This is a genomic window from Streptomyces xantholiticus (assembly GCF_014651015.1).
Classification (GTDB): Bacteria; Actinomycetota; Actinomycetes; order Streptomycetales; family Streptomycetaceae; genus Streptomyces; species Streptomyces xantholiticus.
In genome coordinates, this window is sequence record NZ_BMWB01000012.1 from 24,911 (window position 1) to 41,421 (window position 16,511).

The following is a 16,511-nucleotide window of genomic DNA, read 5'->3' on the forward strand; positions in this document are numbered from 1 at the left end:
ACATCGAGCCGCCCGTTCCGCCGAGCGCGGGATGACCAGCCGACGAGAAGCGTCTCGATCGGTCATTTCTTCTCCTCTCACCCGTGAGGTCACCGTGACATCCACTCCCACCAGCCCAACGACGACCGTGGAAGGCGAGACGACAGGACCCTTCGCGTGGTTCCGGTCCATGTCCCCCCAGGGACGTCGCGCCTTCAAGGGAGCCTTCGGCGGATACGCCCTCGACTCCTACGACTTCCTGGTGCTGCCGATGGGCATGGTTGCCCTCGCCGCCTACTTCAGCCTCAGCACGGCGCAAACCGGCCTGCTGACCACTGTCACGCTGCTGTCGTCCGCGCTCGGCGGAATCCTGGCCGGGGTGCTGATCGACCGGGTGGGCCGGGTCAAAACCCTGATGCTCACAGTGGGTACCTACGCACTTTTCACCGTCCTCTGCGGTTTCGCCACGAACTATCCGATGCTCCTGGGTTTCCGGACCCTCCAGGGAGTCGGCTTCGGCGGCGAGTGGGCGGCCGGAGCGATCCTGGTCGCCGAGTACGCCAAGTCCCGGTACCGCGGCAGGGTCCTGGCCTGGGTTCAGAGCTCGTGGGCGGTCGGCTGGGCGCTGGCCGTGATCGTGGGCACCGTGGTCATGGACAACATCGACCCCGACCTTGCCTGGCGTGTGCTGTTCTGGACGGGAGCCCTGCCCGCGCTGCTGCTCGTATACGTGCGGCGCAACGTCGAGGACGCCCCCGAGGTGACCGAGCGGCTCGCCACGAAGGAAGCCCGTGTCCCGTTGTCATCGATCTTCAGGGGCGGTCTCGCCCGTAAGACACTCTTTGCGACCCTGCTGGCCACAGGTGTGATGGGTGGGTACTACACCTTCGCCACCTGGCTGCCCGCCTACCTCAAGACCGAGCGCGGCCTGACGGTCGTGGGCACCGGCGGCTACCTGTTCGTGCTCATCACCGGCGCCTTCTGCGGCTACGTTGCCGCCGGCCACCTCGTCGACCGTCTGGGCCGCAAGGTGACCTTCGCGACCTTCGCGTTCCTCAGCGCAGGCCTGCTGCTGGCGTACGTCAACATCCCGCCCGGCTCGAACAGCCTGTTGCTGATCCTCGGGTTCCCCCTCGGCTTCAGTGCCTCGGCCATCTTCTCCGGATTCGGCTCCTACCTGGCCGAGCTGTACCCCAGCGCGGTCCGCGGTACCGGCCAGAGCTTCACCTACAACGTCGGACGCGCTCTGGGATCGATCTTCCCCACCGCTGTCGGCTTCTCGTCGGCAGGTGTCGGCGGGGCCCTGTTCTACGGCGCAATCGGCTACGGGCTTGCCCTTTTCGCCCTTCTGTGGCTGCCGGAGACGCGAGGCTCCGAACTCTCCTGAAGCACGGCCGCACACCCCCGCCCGCCGGTGCGGTGGTGGTCGGCTTCCCAGCCGGCCACCACCGCCATGCCGACCCGCGATCCGCCCCCTGTCCCGGGGGCATCCCGGCCAGGACGGGCCCGCGGCACCACTTGAGAGGTTCCTTCCCTTGCGTACGAGAGCCAGCCGTTCCTCCAGAGGACGGGCCCGCGATTCCTCCCGGCTCGACCTCACAGCGGTGCGCCACGTCACCCGGCCCAAGAACTGGCGCGTGCGAAACAAACTGACAGCCGTCGTCCTGATCCCCGGGATCCTGGCCGGCGCCCTGGGCCTCGTCAGCCTCAGCCGTACCGTCAACGACGCCGACGACTACGGGCAGTTCTCCGAACTGGCGCGTCTTCAAGGGCCGGTCCTGCGTCTGGTGCATTCGCTCCAGGACGAACGCGACGTGACGGCCGGCTTCATCGCCGACCGTCTCGACGCCTCCGGAGGTACTCCCTCGCGCCGGCGTGCAGAGGCGGACGCCGCCGCCGCTGTGTACCGGCAGGCCGCCGCCGGCATCGACACTTCCCACAACCCGCAGCTGCACACAGCCTTCCTCGGCGTCGCCGAGGAGTTGCGCAGCCTTCCGGCGCTACGCGCCTCGGTGGACGAGGCCAATCTGACCCAAAGTTCGATTTTGGCCCACTACACAGCCACCATCAACAGGCTCATGGAACTCGGACCTGCTCTGGCCGCACGCAACGGCGGCAGCAAGGCCGCTGCCCAGGTGCGTGCGCTCAACACACTGTCCCGCGCCGTGGAGAACACCAGCCGACTGCGAGCGGATCTCAACGGCGTCCTGACCACCGGCACCTTCCTGGTCGGCCAATTCCCGGACTTCGCGGGCGCCGTCGCACGCCAGCAGGAGACCGTCGAGGAGTTTCTCGCCACAGCCGACCAGGCGCAGCGGACGCTGTACGCCGACACCGTCAAGGGTGTAGCGGTCAGCGCCACCCATGCCATCCAGGAACGGGTCGCCGAACAGGCACAGGCTCCCCGGCTCGATGTCGAGCCGGCGACATGGAGTGAGGTGTCGACCCGGAAGATCACGCTGATGCGTGAGGTGGAGTCGCAGATCCTGAAGGACCTGATCAGCCTCAGCAGCCAGGCTCATGACTCCCGGCAGAGCACGGCACTGTGGGGAACGGTGGGTCTGCTCGCGGTGTTCCTCGCGTCGGGCTGGGTGATCACGCTGGTCGTTCGGTCCATGACCCGTCCGCTCAAGGCCCTGGGGATGTCCGCTCGGGAGGTCGCCGACAGACGCCTGCCCGAGGCGCTCACCAGGCTGCGGCAGGCCGACGTGGACGACCTGGCCGACTACCGGGCCACGCCGGCCGCCGTTTCGTCCAACGACGAGATCGGGGAGGTCGCCGAGGCGTTCGACGCCGTGCAGAATGCCGCCGTCGCCCTGGTGAAGGACCAGGCAGCCCTTCGCGCGCACATCAACGGCATGTTCATCCACCTGTCCCGCCGCAATCAGCACCTGGTGAGCAAACTCCTGGGCGAGATCGGGGACCTGGAGCAGCACGAGGACGATCCCGATCGCCTGGCCCGGCTGTTTCGGCTCGATCACCTGGCGACACAGATGTTGCGCACGGACGAGAGCCTTCTGGTGCTCGCCGGCTCCGATACGGGACGAAAGTGGCAGGCGCCGATGCCGCTGGCGGAAATCCTCATGGCCGCCAGCGCCGAGGTGGAGCAGTTCACCCGCATCGACTTCCGGTCCATCGGTGCGGCTGCCGTCGCGGCGGATGCCGTCACGGACCTCGTGCACCTGCTGGCCGAACTGATGGAGAACGCCACGGTGTTCTCCGCCGCCCGGTCCCGCGTCACCGTGACCTGCCGACCGATGTCCGGCCGTCACAGCTACCTCGTGGTCTCCATCGAGGACCAGGGCAGTGGAATGACGCAAGAGCAGATGGCACATGTGAACCACCGCCTGGCTTCGGCTCTGGTTCTCGATCCGGGAGCGGGCCGGAGCATGGGGCTGTTCGTCGTCGGTCGCCTCGCGGCCAAACACGGCATCGGCGTGCACCTCATTCCCTCACCGGGGCAGGGGACCACGGCCCTGGTACGGATTCCCCGGACCCTGCTGGCCGGCACCGGGGGAGAGCACGCATCCGCCGAGCTCGGACGTGCCAGCCCTCTGACCGACTCCGCCGCCGCGGATGGAGGGCCTGGCCGAACCCGTTCGGTCCCCCATGCCCTCTCTCCGGCGCAGTCCGCTTCGCCGCACGGGAGCCAAGACGCCGTCGCACACCCCGCACTCCGGAGCACCGAGGCGGCGGAACCGGCCTTCACGTCCCGGCAGGAGTGGCTGGCCATCCGCCGTTTCGCCGAAGGGCTGCACACCGTGCAGACCGGTGGCGGTTCCTCTCCTGACTCTCCCGGTCATCCCCATCCCCTCAGTAGCGACACTCCCGGCAACCTGCCGGCCGCAGAAGGACGAACCTGATGCCCAGAAGGGCCCTTGGCACCGCCGTACTGCTCTGCACCGCTCTCCTGGCCTCCGCCTGCTCGCCCCAGGCACCGGTCCCACCATCCGATGCCCCCGTGAACATCGGCTTCCTCGCACCGCTGACCGGTCCCGCCGCCTCCGCCGGCGCCGAGACGAAACGGGGCGCGGAACTGGCCGTGGCGATCGTCAACGGCCGTCACCGCTCGATCCCCCTGCCGCTCGGGCCGGAAGCCGGTCTTCCCGGCCTCGGCAACGCCAGGATCAAGCTGGTGGCCGCGGATACCGCCGGCCCTGTTTCGCGCGGTGCCTCCCAAGTGGCGCGCCTGGTGAACACCCATCACGTGGTCGCCGTGGCAGGAGGATACGAATCAGCCGTCACGGAAGCCGCCGGCGCCCGCTCCGAGCGGCTGGGCATCCCCTTCGTGAACGGAGGTTCCTCGGCGGCATCGCTGACCGAGCGCGGCCTGGGCTGGTTCTTCCGTACGGGCCCCTCAGACCTGAGCTACGGACGCGTGATCTTCTCCCTGCTCAAGGAACGCCAGAGCAGCGGAACCCCGGTCAAACGCATCGCGGTTCTGCATACGGACGATCAGTACGGCAACGACGGATCCGCCATGATCAAACGCTATGCCTCCCACATCGACGGCAAGGTCGTCGCCGACTTGAAGATCAGCCCCCGGGCCACTGACCTGTCCTCTCAGGCACAAAGGGTGAGCGCAGTCGTCCCCGACGTCGTCCTGACCCTGCTCTACACACCCCAGGCGCTGGCCTTGAGTGCCACCTTCGACCGCCTCGCCTACCGGCCACCGGCACTCATAGCCTTCGGGGGAGGCCACGCGGATCCGGCATTCCTGCAGAGGAACGGGGACGTCGCGGCGGGAGTCTGCAGCCGCTTCGCCTGGTCCTCCGACCTGTCGCGGCACAACCCCACTGCCAGAGCCGTGGCAGACCTCTACAGGCGGACGTACGACACACCCATGAACGATGACGCCGCCCGGGCGTTCACAGCGGTCATGACCCTGGCGCAGGCGATCAACGATGCCCGGTCCCGCAGGCCGGCCGACATCCGCTCCGCGCTGGTGAACATCGACGTTCCGGGGCGGGACACGATCATGCCGTGGGACGGTGTGAAGTTCGACGACAACCATCAGAACATCGGAGCCCGCGGGGTCGTCGAGCAGATCCAGAGAGGGCGGTACCGGCTTGTCTATCCGTTCGACGTCGCCCACGCGCGGCTGCAATGGCCCATGAGCGGCAGCGGCGGATGACGAGACAAGGTCACGAGCCGATGAGTTCGGAGTACCTCCGGACCAACTGTGTCTCCGCGTCGTCGAGATATGCGGCCAACAGCAGCTCGGCCTTGACCCTGTCCGCGGCTTTGAGGGCGGAGAGGATCTCCCGGTTGCGCTCCAGATACGGCTCGTGGAAGCTGCGCGGATTGTCCATCGCATGGAAGACCAGCCGCAGTTCGGCAAGGACACCGCGCATCAGTTCGTCCAGGCGCTTGCTGTGGGCAAGGGCCACAACGGCGTGGTGGAAGTGGATGTTGGCGGTGCCGAGCTGGCGCCACTCGCCTTCCTCCTCCGCCTTCTGGCCCTCGGCGACCGCCGCCTCCGCCTTGCTCAGGTCGTAGGGAGGAACCCCGAGATTGCGTACCGCGGCGCACTCGATGAGCCTGCGTACCTGGTAGATGTCCGTGACGTCCTGCACGGTGAGCATGCGCACGAAGACGCCGCGGTTGAGCTCATGGACCAGCAGCCGCTCGTGCGTGAGCAGACGGAAGGCCTCTCGAAGGGTGTTTCGGGAAATGCCCAGAGCGTTGCCGATGGCGTCCTCCGAGAGCTTGCTCCCCGGGGAGAGATAACCCTCGGCGATCCGCGTGCGAAGAATGTCCGCGACCCGGTCAGCGGTGCTGGAACGCCCGAGCAGTGCTCGATCGCCGGCGAGCACGGCAGGGTCGATCTCGGCTGTCATGTCTTCCGTCCTTCACGCAGGCCGGCGGGTCTCCCCACGGCTGTTCACTCTGTGATTCCAGTCAACCCCAAATCAGCCAACGAAACAACAGAGGCCTTGTCGGATTGTTCAACGATCCTCTATGTTGGTGATGTGGGAACGAGTTCCGGCAGCACGCGGCATGTCTCCCCATCCGCTGGGCACCGGTTGTGACGAAGGGACCGTTGATGACTGCACACACCCGCCCTGAGACGCTGACGCCCCGACCGGAGGAGCTGACCCCCCAGGAGGCGCGAGAGATCTTCCGGAAAGGGGGGAGTGCGCCCACCGCCGGCTGGTGCTCCTCCCACACCCAGGTCAATCTGATCATGGTGCCCGCCGACTGGGCATACGACGTCCTCCTGTTCTGCCAGCGCAACCCCAAGCCCTGCCCCGTCCTGGACGTCACGGAACCGGGGTCCTTCTCCACTGCGCTGGCCGCCGGCGCCGACCTGCGCACCGACGTACCGCGCTACCGAGTCTGGGAGAACGGGCGCCTCATCGACGAACCCCGCGACGTCATCGACGTCTGGCGCAAGGACCTGGTCACCTTCCTCATCGGATGCAGCTTCACCTTCGAGGCGGCACTGACCGACGCGGGCATACCGATGCGCCACGTCGACCAGGGCCGCAACGTCGCGATGTACCGGACGAGTCGCCAATGCCGCCCGGCCGGCCGGATGCACGGGCGGCTCGTGGTCTCCATGCGGCCCGTCCCGGCGGACCTCGTCGGTGTCGCCACCCGGATCAGCGCGATGATGCCCTCGGTGCACGGGAGCCCGATCCACGCCGGGGACCCCGCCGCCCTCGGGATCGAGGACCTGGCACGACCCGACTTCGGCGACCCGGTGGATGCCCAGCCGGGCGACGTCCCGGTGTTCTGGGCATGCGGCGTCACCCCGCAGGCGGCTCTGATGGCCTCACGGCCGTCGTTCGCGATCACCCATGCCCCCGGGTACATGCTGATCACCGATGCCCGAGACACCGACTACCGACTCGTATGACGGCACGGTGGTACCTCGTGCCCAACGGACTGTCCCAAGGAGACCAAACAGCGATGACAGGCATCGTGATCGACCTCAACGCAGACCTCGGCGAGGGATTCGGGCGGTGGACCCTCACCGACGACGAGGCCCTGCTGTCCCTGGTCACCAGCGCGAACGTCGCCTGCGGATTCCACGCCGGCGACCCCGCGACCATGCGCCGCGTCTGCGACATCGCTGCCGAGCGTGGCGTGAGGATCGGTGCCCAGGTGTCCTACCGCGACCTCGCCGGCTTCGGCCGCAGGGCCATGGACGTGCCGACGGCCGAACTCGCCGACGAGATCACCTATCAGATCGGTTCGCTTCAGGTGTTCGCCCGTGCTGCCGGAGCAGCGGTGACCTACGTCAAACCGCACGGAGCCCTCTACAACAGGGTCGTGGCCGACCCGGAGCAGGCAGCCGCAGTGGCAGCAGGGGTCCGGCTGGCCGACCCCGGACTCCCGGTGCTGTGCCTGCCGGGCTCGGCCATGCACGCGCAGGCCGCGCGCGTCGGCCTCCCCACAGCCGACGAGGCGTTCGCCGACCGCGCCTACACAACGACGGGGACGCTGGTTCCCCGCAGCGAGCCCGGCGCTGTGATCACGGATCCCCTGCAGGTCGCCCGCAGAGCCGTCACTCTCGCGCGAGAGCGTCGCGTCACCACAGTGAACGGCGAGTTCGTGGCCGTACGAGCACGTTCCCTGTGCCTGCACGGGGACACTCCCGGAGCCGTTGGGATGGCCAAGCAGGTACGCGCGGCACTGGAGGCGGCCGGTGTCAGGGTGGAGGCGTTCGCATGAGGCTGAGGCCGGTCGGCGAGGACTCCCTGCTCATCGACCTGGACACGCCGGAAGAGGCGCAGGCCTGGTACGCCCGGATCCTGAGCCGACGCGACGCGGGAACCCTGATGCCGGTGCGGGACATCGTGCCCGGAGACAGGACCGTGCTCCTGTACGGCGTGGCCGTCGCCGACGCCGCCGCCCAGTTGCAGCAGTGGTCCGTGCCCCCGTCGGCAGCCGACAGCGGCCCCCTGATCGAGATCCCCGTGCATTACGACGGGGCGGATCTCCGCGTCGTCGCCGCACTGTGGGGCGTGACCGAGGACGAGGTGGCACGGATCCACAGCGGCAGGGAACACCGGGTGGCGTTCTGCGGTTTCTCCCCGGGCTTCGCCTACATGCTCGGTCTGGGGGAGAGGTACCACGTGCCGCGCCGTGCGGCACCCCGCACATCGGTCCCCGCCGGCTCGGTGGCGCTCGCCGGCCCGTACACCGGCGTGTATCCACGTGCCTCCCCAGGTGGCTGGCAGCTCATCGGAACGACCCGGATGCCCCTGTGGGACCTGGAGCGCGAACCCGCGGCACTGCTGACACCCGGCACCCGCGTGCGCTTCGTCCCCCAGGAAGCGTCGTTGGAAAGCACCCGCGCAACGACAATGGGAACAGCAACGAAGGGGCGCAAGGCATGAGCGGCGGCAAGCTGGAAGTCGTACGGGCCGGCGCCCTCACCACCCTTCAGGACCTCGGCCGGTTCGGTCACGCCAGCCTGGGCGTACCGCGCTCCGGAGCACTCGACCAGCCCGCACACCGCCTGGCGAACCGGCTGGTGGGCAACCCCCCCGGTGCCGCCACCCTGGAGACCACGCTGACCGGCGTGGCGGTGCGCCTCACGCGCCCCGCGGTGGCCGCCGTGACCGGGGCGCCGGCACCGGTACGGGTCAACGGTCGCCCCGCGGCGTGGACCGCCCCCGTACACGTGCCCGCCGGCGCACTGCTCGAGGTGGGCGCACCGACCAGCGGCCTGCGCAACTATGTCGCCATCGGCGGAGGCATCGCGGTGGCCCCGGTCCTCGGCAGTCGCTCCACCGACCTGCTGTCCGGGCTCGGGCCCGCACCGCTCACGGGCGGGGAGATCCTGCCGCTGGGGACGCCGACCGGTTCACCGCTCCATACCGACTCGCTCGTGTGGCAGGCACCGCCCGAGGAACTGGTGCTGCCACTGCTGCTCGGCCCGCGGGACGACTGGTTCACCCCTGCCACGATGAAGACGCTTGCCGCGGGCCGCTTCGAGATCTCCCAGCACTCCAACCGCATCGCCCTACGGCTGGAAGGTCCCGCCCTGGAGCGGGCGGTGCACCGTGAAATGCCGAGCGAAGGGATGGTGCTGGGTGCGGTGCAGGTACCGCCCGACGGCAGCCCCGTGGTCTTCCTCGCCGACTCTCCCACCACCGGCGGTTATCCCGTGATCGGAGTCGTACCCGAGAAGGAGCTGTCCGCAGCCGCTCAGGCGGTACCGGGCCTCACCGTCCGCTTCGTGCCACACCGCCTCCGCCACCGGCATCAGTCACCGTCACAGAAGCGAGCTGCCGCCGCCATGCAGGAGCACCCGGTGTAAGAGGCGGCGCGCACTGCTGCGGAGGCACCGACCGAGGTGCGCGGCGCCAGGGTTGGGGTGGACGCTGGAAACAGCCCACATCGGCAGGCCCACGCCGCCGACCCGGCGACTGCACTCCTCCCGCCTTCGTTGTGAGGCGCTCCATGGAACCTGCCCCCACCGCCCTCCCGGCACCCAGCCGGGAAAGCAGCGGCCCATTCTCCTGGTACCGGTCCCTCACACCACAGGGACGCCGGGCTTTCAAAGGAGCGTTCGGCGGGTTCGCACTCGACTCCTACGACTTCCAGGTCCTCCCGCTGAGCATGGTCGCCATCGCGGCCTACTTCAGCCTCACCCAGGCGCAGGCGGGACTGCTGACCACCGTCACGCTGCTGATGTCCGCGCTCGGCGGCATCCTCGCCGGCGTGCTGATCGACCGGGTGGGCCGCGTCAGGACCCTGATCATCACGGTGGGCACCTATGCCCTGTTCACCGTGCTGTGCGGCTTCGCCACGAGCTATCCGATGCTGCTGGCCAGCCGCGCTCTCCAAGGCATCGGCTTCGGCGGTGAATGGGCGGCCGGTGCCGTTCTGGTCGCCGAATACGCCAGGAGCCGCTACCGAGGCCGAACGCTGGCCTTCATCCAGAGCTCTTGGGCCGTCGGCTGGGGACTGGCGGTCATCGTGAGCACCGTGGTGCTGGGCACCCTCGATCCCAGCATCGCCTGGCGGGTCATGTTCTGGACCGGCGCACTGCCGGCACTGCTCCTGGTCTACGTACGCCGGAAGGTCCAGGACGCCCCGGAGGTGACCAAGCGGCTCGGCGAGGTGGAATCACATGTCCGGCTGTCGTCGATCTTTCGGAACACCCTGGCACGAAGGACGCTTTTCGCGACCCTGCTGGCCACCGGCATACAGGGCGGTTACTACACCATCGCCACGTGGCTGCCCACCTACCTGAAGTCGGAGCGCGGCCTGACCGTCGTGGGCACCGGCGGCTACCTGGCCGTGCTCATCACCGGCGCGTTCGCCGGCTACCTCACCGCCGGGTACGTTGTCGATCTCTTCGGACGCAAGAAATCCTTTGCCTTGTTCGCGGTCCTCAGCGGGGCGCTGCTGATGGCCTACATCAACATCCCCCAGGGCGCCAACACCCTGCTGCTGATCCTCGGATTCCCCCTGGGTTTCTGCGCCTCCGCCATCTTCTCCGGGTTCGGCTCATACCTGGCCGAGCTCTATCCCAACGCGGTCCGCGGCACCGGCCAAAGCTTCACCTACAACGTCGGGCGCGCCATCGGAGCCTTCTTCCCGACTTCGGTGGGCTTCGCGGCAGGCGACGCCGGCGTCGGCGGCGCCCTTGTCTACGGCGTCATGGGCTACGTCCTTGCCCTCGTCGCCCTCGCGGGGCTCCCCGAGACCCGCGGCACCGAACTACCCTGAGACTTCCGGGGCCTGAGCGCGCATTTCCTCTCCACGTGAGTGCCCGTCCCGTCCTCGCGGTTCGTAAGGGACTGATCGGGTCAGCCGCGCTGGATTCTTCGTTGCTCCTCGTGACGCTCTGGTCGGCATGGTGCCCAGACCGATTGAGCCTGCCCGCTCCGATCCGAGCCCCGCACCGCCGAGCCAGGCCGATGGAGAGCGGTATGGCGGTGCCGCCTCGGGGTAGGCGGGTCGCTGAACGACCCGTGTGAGAGACGGTGCAAAGGAGACGTCTGATGCTGATGGCACACCCGGCGGTGCTGAAGAACATGGTCGAGCAGTACGACACGCTGCGGATTCTGCACGCCGAGAACGGCAGCCCGGAAGTGCGGCAGCGCATGGACGACATCGCTTACATGCTGTGCGTGTCCACCGGCACCGGCCACATCGACGCCGCCCTCCTCGCCGCCCGCCACCAGCTGCCCGGCGCCCGCCCCGAGGACGACTCCCTGATCACCGCGTGATCCGCACTCCCTGAGCACCATGAGTACGACAGCGAACATGCCCACCCTCAGCAGCCTCGACGAGCTGACCCGGCTGGTCACCCGCCGCCAGGGTCTCTACGTGCGCTGGTCCCGCGGTCCGGAGCGAGACCTTCGCGGCGTCTCCAGTACGGACGACCTGACCGGCGTGAAACTGCCGGGCCTGTCGGCGAGCCCTCTGGACCTCGAGGACTGGTGGGGCAAGCGGCCGCTCCACGTGTGGGTCGCTCGGCGGCTGTACGACTACTGCCACCTGCCGCGGGTGAAGGACCCACGGACCCGGCCCTGGCTGCTGCACGGCTCAGAGACGGCCCGCGGGCCGGACAACGAACCCCTGGTGACAGACGTCGAACCGCTTGGCTGGATCGCCGACCACGTCATCGACGAGGCCTGCAGGATCATTACCGGGCAGCCCGGCGACTGGGGCCCTCTCGACCGCGACGGAGCAACCTGAGAAGGACCGCGCCGCGTTTGCGACCAGGCCCACGGGTTACTCGCACCTTGACGTCGCAAGCCAGGAAGGTGATCGTCATGCCCGATCCTCAGCAGCCGGAGCTGCGGCGCAGCGACAAGGGAGCCGGCACACCGGAAGACAGCCAGTCCCTGAAAGCGGAAGAGCGGGACAAGGGCGGCGGCCGTCCGCACGGCACGGACCGCGGGCACAAAGGCGGCGGCGAAGGCGGCGGCACCCCTCCCGACCAGCAGCCGAACCACCCCGCCTGACCGTCGACCTCGGCGAGGGGCGCCACAGACCTCCGGATGAGCAGGAAGGACTGCGCCAGGCGCCGGCGAGGCCCTGGCTGGTGCCTGAGTCCCAAGGCCTGGGGCGAGGGGACCCATGTGGTCGATGCCGAGCGTGTGGCCGAGGTCACGGTCCGGGCGGCACGGCGAAAGCCGGCTGCCGGCGCGGCTCGGTCATACGCCGACTGATCAGACGTGTTGTGCGGCATGCGTCTGGCGTACCCCCTGCTTTGCGGCTGGTGCCCGAGGCAGGACTCCGGGACCGGGCGGAGGGCGCGGATCCGCTGCCCCCGTCCGCCCGCGTCGTGTGGCGTCGTCATCGGGCCTCAGTTCGCCGCTTTCTTCACGAGCGCGCCGATCCTCCCCTCGTCGGCGGCGGTCAGCTGCTTCAGGGCGTAGGAAGTCGGCCACATGGCATCTTCGTCGAGGTTCGCCTTGTCGCTGAAGCCGAACGTCGCGTACCTCGCATTGAACTTCTCCGCGCTCTGGAAGAAGCAGACGACCTTGCCGTCCTTGGCGTACGCGGGCATCCCGTACCAGAGCTTCGGCGCGAGGTCAGGCGCGCTTGCCTTGATGACGGCGTGGAGCCGTTCGGCCATGGCGCGGTCCGATTCCTGCATCTCGGCGATCTTGGCGACCACGGCGGCCTCGTCCTCCGCCGCCTTGGCGGCGCGCGATCCGCGGCGCGCGGACGCCTTCAGCTCCCGGGCGCGCTCCTTCATCGCGGCTCGCTCGTCGTCCGTGAATCCCTCGGACGTCTTGTCGGTGGTGCTCCTGGCCGGCTGCTGTGCGTGCTTCACGGCGGGTTTCCTCCCGGTATTCGGATTGACGGGTAGATCTTCATGCCGGAGAGGCGCCGCAGCTGCGGCTTCTCCGAAGTTCGGAGTCACGAGACCGTCGCCCAGAAGACTCCGATCAGTGACGGTCCTGCAGAGCACTCGGACGACTCGTCCGGGGCCTGCGGTGAGGGCCGCGGGGCGACTTCGCTGCCGGCTGGAGTGTCGGGGTGAGCCGTGGGCAGGGTGGCGACGAAGCCGATGAGTCGGCCCCGGCCGGCGGATCCGTGCCCACCGGCCGGGGCCGGCGGGCGTCATCCCCACGCGCCGGCGATCTGGCGGGTCGTGGCATTGAGCCGGTTGAACAGGTTGGTGACGCCGACCATCAGGACGATCGCGGCCAGCTGCTTCTCGTCGAAGTAGGTGGCGGCCGTGTCCCAGACCTCGTCGCTCACCGGGTCGGGACGGTCGGCCAGCCGCGTGGCGGCCTCGGCCAGCGCGAGGGCCGCCCGCTCCTCGTCGGTGAAGTACGGGGCCTCCCGCCAGGCGACGACCGTGGCCAGCCGCTCGTCGCTCACGCCGGCCTTGCGGGCCGTCTTGGCGCCGCCGTCGACGCAGGCGCTGCAGCCGTTGATCTGGCTGACCCGCAGGTGCACCAGCTCCAGCGTCTGTCCGTCCACGCCGCCGGAGTGCACGGCCTTGAGGATCTCCTGGATGGGCTGCATCGCACCGGACAGCACGACGGCGGGGTTCTGCATGCGAGACTGCATCTCGGTCTGCTCCTCTTCCGGGTCAGTGGCCCCGTTCCGTCGGGGCGTGACTCCATAACAGCCGGGCCGGCTTGCCACGACCACGGCGGTGGGACACCGTGGGACAGCTGAAACAGCCTTGACCAGCGGCGACTTGACTGGGGAGACTTCTGCCGGAGCGGGACGGGAAGGCGGGGGAACAGTGGACGTGGAAGAACGGACGGCGAAGGCCGGCCCGCAGGACGAGCTGGCAGCCCGGCTGCGCCTGCTCCAGGAACTGTCAGGGCTCGGCGTACGGGCCCTCGCGCGGGACACCGGCCTCAGTTCCTCGTCACTGTCGCGCTACCTCAACGGGCAGACCGTGCCGCCCTGGCCCGCGGTGGTCGCCCTCTGCCGCCTCGTCAAGCGCGACCCCCGCCCCCTGCGCCCCCTGTGGGAACGGACCTCGAACCCCTTGCCGGCGCCCCCGAAGAGCAGTCGCCAGGTCCGGCCGCTGCCCCGCAACGATCTGCCGCGTGACGTGCCCGACTTCACCGGACGCGAGGAGCGGCTCGCTGCCGTGTTCGCCGCAGTCGACAGCCATCGGGCGGTCTCCGTCGACGGCATGGCGGGCGTCGGCAAGACCTGTCTGGCGGTGCACGCCGCGCACCGGCTCGCCGCCGACTTCCCGGACGCCCAGCTCTATGTGGACCTTCACGGGTTCACCGAGGGCCGGCCCCCGCTCGACCCCGACTCCGCGCTGCGGATGCTGCTCGGCGCGCTCGAGGTCCCGTCCGAGAAGGTCCCGCAGGAAGGTGTCGAGCAGCTGGCCGCCTGCTGGCGGTCCGAACTGGCCCGCCGACGGGTCGTCGTGGTCCTCGACAACGCCGCCGACGCCGACCAGGTCCGCCCGCTGCTGCCCGGCGCCGGCCCCTCCGTCGTCCTGATCACGAGCCGCAACCGGCTCCTCGGCCTGGACGAGGTGCCCCCGGTCTCGCTCGACGTGCTGAACCCGCAGGAGAGCGCGGAGCTGCTGGCCCGTGCCAGCGGCGACCCGGGCGGCACAGACGGAAGGCTGGCCCGCGATCCGGAATCGGCCGCCGAGGTGCTGCGGCTGTGCGGCCATCTGCCGCTGGCCCTGCGGCTGGCCGCGGCACGGCTGCGGCACCGGCCGGGCTGGACCGTGGGCATCCTCGTCGAGCGGATGGCCAAGGGTGCGAGCGAGTTCGACACCGCGTTCGCCATGTCGGTTCGGCAGCTGAACCGGTCCCAGGCCCGCCTGTTCCGGATGCTGGGTCTGCTGCCCGGGGCGTCCTTCGACGAGTACGTGGTGGCGGCGCTGGCGGACGTGCCGCTGCGGAGCGCCCAGGTGATGCTGGAGGACCTGCTCGACGCCCACCTCGTCCAGCAGCCGACGGCGGGCCGCTACCGGCTGCACGACCTGGTGCACCAGCACGCGCGCCGGGCCGCGGCAGAGCAGGACTCAGCGGCCGAGCGGGAGCGGGCCTTGGGCCGGGTGCTCGACTACTACGTGCACGCGGCGGCCGCTGCCGACGCCGCGATGCCTTTCCTGTCTCCCGGCCGGCCGGCCTCCGCGGGCCGGCCGCCCGCCGAGCTGCCACGGTTCACGGACAAGAACGCGGCCTTCGCCTGGCTCGTCGCGGAGTACGGAAACCTGATGGCCGCGTTCGAGACCGCGGCCGCCGTCGGGGCCGACGTGCACGTGTGCGAGCTTCCGCGCTTCCTGCGGGCCTACTTCGCGCGGCGCTGCGGCACGACGCATCTCAACTTCCTCTTCGAGCGGTCGCTCGCCGCCGCCGAGCGCCTGGGTGATCCGCTGCCACTGGCCGAAGCGCACAGCGATCTGGGCTTCGCGCGCTACAACGCGGGGCGGATGGCGGAGGCCGCCGCCGCTTACGAGGCGGCCGGAGTCCAGGTGTCCCGGACGGGGGACACGCGGGTGGAAGCCGAGCTGGCCATCCGCCGCGGCTATCTGAGCTGGGACGCGGGGCACGTCGAGGAGCCGCTCGAACTCTTTCGGCTGGCAGGGAAGCTCTACGAGAAGGCCGGTTGCCCGGCGGGCGCGGCCCACGCGGCCGCGTCGGAGGCCTGGGCGATGCTGCAGCTGGGACACCGTGAGGAGTCGGCGCAGCGGGCCAGGAAAGTGCTGGACATCCCTCACACCGAGCCCGCATGGCCGCCGGCTCTGACGGCGCGGATCACGCTCGGCGTGGCCATCGCCCACGAGGAACCCGACGAGGCAGCGGAGCACCTGCATCAGGCGCTGGCGCTGGCCCGCGACGACGGGCACCTTCACAACCAGGCGTGGTGCCTCAACTGCCTGGGCGTCGCGCTGCGGCAGATGGGCCGATACGAGGAGGCACTGGCCAGTCACCGGGAGGCATTCGCGCTGCTCGACGAGCTGTTCGAGGAACACTGGAAGATCCATTTCCTCAACGGCTATGGCGAGACCTGCCGACTCGCGGGCCTCCCGGAAGAGGCCCTACGGCTGCACCGGCAGGCGCTGGAACTGGCCCCGAGGCTGGGAAACCGGTTTGAGGAAGCGCTGGCCCACGAAGGCATCGCGATCGTGCTCGAAGAGACGGATCCGGCTGAGGCGGCCGAGCACCGTGCGGCGGGTCAGGCTCTCCTCCAGGAGCTCGCCCCCGGGGCCTACTGATCGGTCCGGCACGAGATGGCCGTAGGGCATGGCGTCACTCATTGCTTGCAGTGGACCGCCGCCGATTCGGGCCTGTGGGGTGGGCGGGCGGCTCTTGGCCGTGGGAGACGATCCGGCACGACGGCGGCCTGCTCATAGGGGGGACTGACGCCCCGGAGGTGGGATGCCACCGCTGGTTGAGCGCCGGGTCGGCTCCTGGTTTGCCTCCCCGGCGGTCCGCGGATCGGGGTGCGGACCGCCCCCGTACCTACCGGTTTACCTAACCGTGTTTTGTCTGTAGACCGATGCCACTGTCAGGCTGGGTATGTTTCCAGCGGTTTTCTTCCGGGATACGTTGACTTCCCTCGCACGGCCTACTTAACATGTATGTACAACAGCTTGACCCGCACGAGAT

At 69.3% G+C, this 16,511-nt stretch carries 15 protein-coding genes; 12 read left to right on the plus strand and 3 right to left on the minus strand.

What is annotated here, in order from left to right; genetic code table 11:
* Nucleotides 1-31 precede the first annotated feature (31 nt).
* The 3 genes from IE198_RS18885 to IE198_RS18895 all read left to right on the plus strand — a co-directional run bounded on the left by IE198_RS18885 (nucleotide 32) and on the right by IE198_RS18895 (nucleotide 5,113).
* Nucleotides 32-1,366 (plus strand): MFS transporter, encoded by a 1,335-nt coding sequence (locus IE198_RS18885; RefSeq protein WP_189888071.1) that lies wholly within the window; start codon nucleotides 32-34, stop codon nucleotides 1,364-1,366.
* A 250-nt stretch (nucleotides 1,367-1,616) separates the two neighbouring features.
* Entirely contained in the window at nucleotides 1,617-3,842 is a 2,226-nt protein-coding gene (locus IE198_RS18890; RefSeq protein ID WP_189888074.1) for a sensor histidine kinase, read from the plus strand.
* Complete coding sequence (locus IE198_RS18895) at nucleotides 3,842-5,113, plus strand: ABC transporter substrate-binding protein (RefSeq protein WP_189888076.1); 1,272 nt, start codon at nucleotides 3,842-3,844, stop codon at nucleotides 5,111-5,113. Before IE198_RS18890 ends, IE198_RS18895 begins: the two co-directional genes overlap by 1 nt.
* 10 nt (nucleotides 5,114-5,123) lie before the next feature.
* On the opposite strand, the gene IE198_RS18900 is transcribed toward IE198_RS18895, so the two are convergent.
* Nucleotides 5,124-5,819: a GntR family transcriptional regulator gene (locus IE198_RS18900; protein WP_189888079.1), complete on the minus strand. Its 696-nt coding sequence runs from the start codon at nucleotides 5,817-5,819 to the stop codon at nucleotides 5,124-5,126.
* 206 nt (nucleotides 5,820-6,025) lie between these two features.
* On the opposite strand from IE198_RS18900, the gene IE198_RS18905 reads away from it, so the two are divergent.
* The 8 genes from IE198_RS18905 (at nucleotide 6,026) to IE198_RS18940 (ending at nucleotide 11,915) form a co-directional block, all read left to right on the plus strand.
* A complete protein-coding gene (locus IE198_RS18905; protein WP_189888082.1) occupies nucleotides 6,026-6,841 on the plus strand; it encodes a putative hydro-lyase in 816 nt (271 codons plus the stop codon).
* A gap of 53 nt (nucleotides 6,842-6,894) precedes the next feature.
* Nucleotides 6,895-7,659 (plus strand): LamB/YcsF family protein, encoded by a 765-nt coding sequence (locus IE198_RS18910; RefSeq protein ID WP_189888084.1) that lies wholly within the window; start codon nucleotides 6,895-6,897, stop codon nucleotides 7,657-7,659.
* Nucleotides 7,656-8,327 (plus strand): 5-oxoprolinase subunit B family protein, encoded by a 672-nt coding sequence (locus tag IE198_RS18915; protein WP_189888087.1) that lies wholly within the window; start codon nucleotides 7,656-7,658, stop codon nucleotides 8,325-8,327. The genes IE198_RS18910 and IE198_RS18915 overlap by 4 nt, the downstream gene beginning before the upstream one ends.
* Nucleotides 8,324-9,253: a 5-oxoprolinase subunit C family protein gene (locus IE198_RS18920; protein ID WP_189888091.1), complete on the plus strand. Its 930-nt coding sequence runs from the start codon at nucleotides 8,324-8,326 to the stop codon at nucleotides 9,251-9,253. Before IE198_RS18915 ends, IE198_RS18920 begins: the two co-directional genes overlap by 4 nt.
* Nucleotides 9,254-9,396: 143 nt before the next feature.
* Nucleotides 9,397-10,671, plus strand: a complete 1,275-nt coding sequence (locus IE198_RS18925) for an MFS transporter (RefSeq protein WP_189888094.1) — start codon at nucleotides 9,397-9,399, stop codon at nucleotides 10,669-10,671.
* A gap of 275 nt (nucleotides 10,672-10,946) precedes the next feature.
* Nucleotides 10,947-11,174 carry a DUF5133 domain-containing protein gene (locus tag IE198_RS18930; protein WP_189888097.1) on the plus strand — a complete coding sequence of 76 codons (228 nt, stop codon included), beginning with the start codon at nucleotides 10,947-10,949 and terminating at the stop codon, nucleotides 11,172-11,174.
* A gap of 19 nt (nucleotides 11,175-11,193) precedes the next feature.
* The gene (locus IE198_RS18935; RefSeq protein ID WP_189888100.1) at nucleotides 11,194-11,646 is read left to right on the plus strand and encodes a DUF6098 family protein; all 453 of its coding nucleotides are present in this window, start codon (nucleotides 11,194-11,196) and stop codon (nucleotides 11,644-11,646) included.
* Nucleotides 11,647-11,723: 77 nt separating this feature from the next.
* Entirely contained in the window at nucleotides 11,724-11,915 is a 192-nt protein-coding gene (locus IE198_RS18940) for a hypothetical protein (protein WP_189888103.1), read from the plus strand.
* 344 nt (nucleotides 11,916-12,259) lie between these two features.
* On the opposite strand, the gene IE198_RS18945 is transcribed toward IE198_RS18940, so the two are convergent.
* Entirely contained in the window at nucleotides 12,260-12,655 is a 396-nt protein-coding gene (locus tag IE198_RS18945) for an iron chaperone (RefSeq protein WP_189888325.1), read from the minus strand.
* A gap of 368 nt (nucleotides 12,656-13,023) precedes the next feature.
* Nucleotides 13,024-13,479: a carboxymuconolactone decarboxylase family protein gene (locus IE198_RS18950; RefSeq protein ID WP_189888105.1), complete on the minus strand. Its 456-nt coding sequence runs from the start codon at nucleotides 13,477-13,479 to the stop codon at nucleotides 13,024-13,026.
* A gap of 187 nt (nucleotides 13,480-13,666) precedes the next feature.
* Here IE198_RS18950 and IE198_RS18955 point away from each other — a divergent pair, with 187 nt between their 5' ends.
* Entirely contained in the window at nucleotides 13,667-16,117 is a 2,451-nt protein-coding gene (locus tag IE198_RS18955; RefSeq protein ID WP_229834085.1) for an XRE family transcriptional regulator, read from the plus strand.
* Nucleotides 16,118-16,511: the final 394 nt, after the last annotated feature.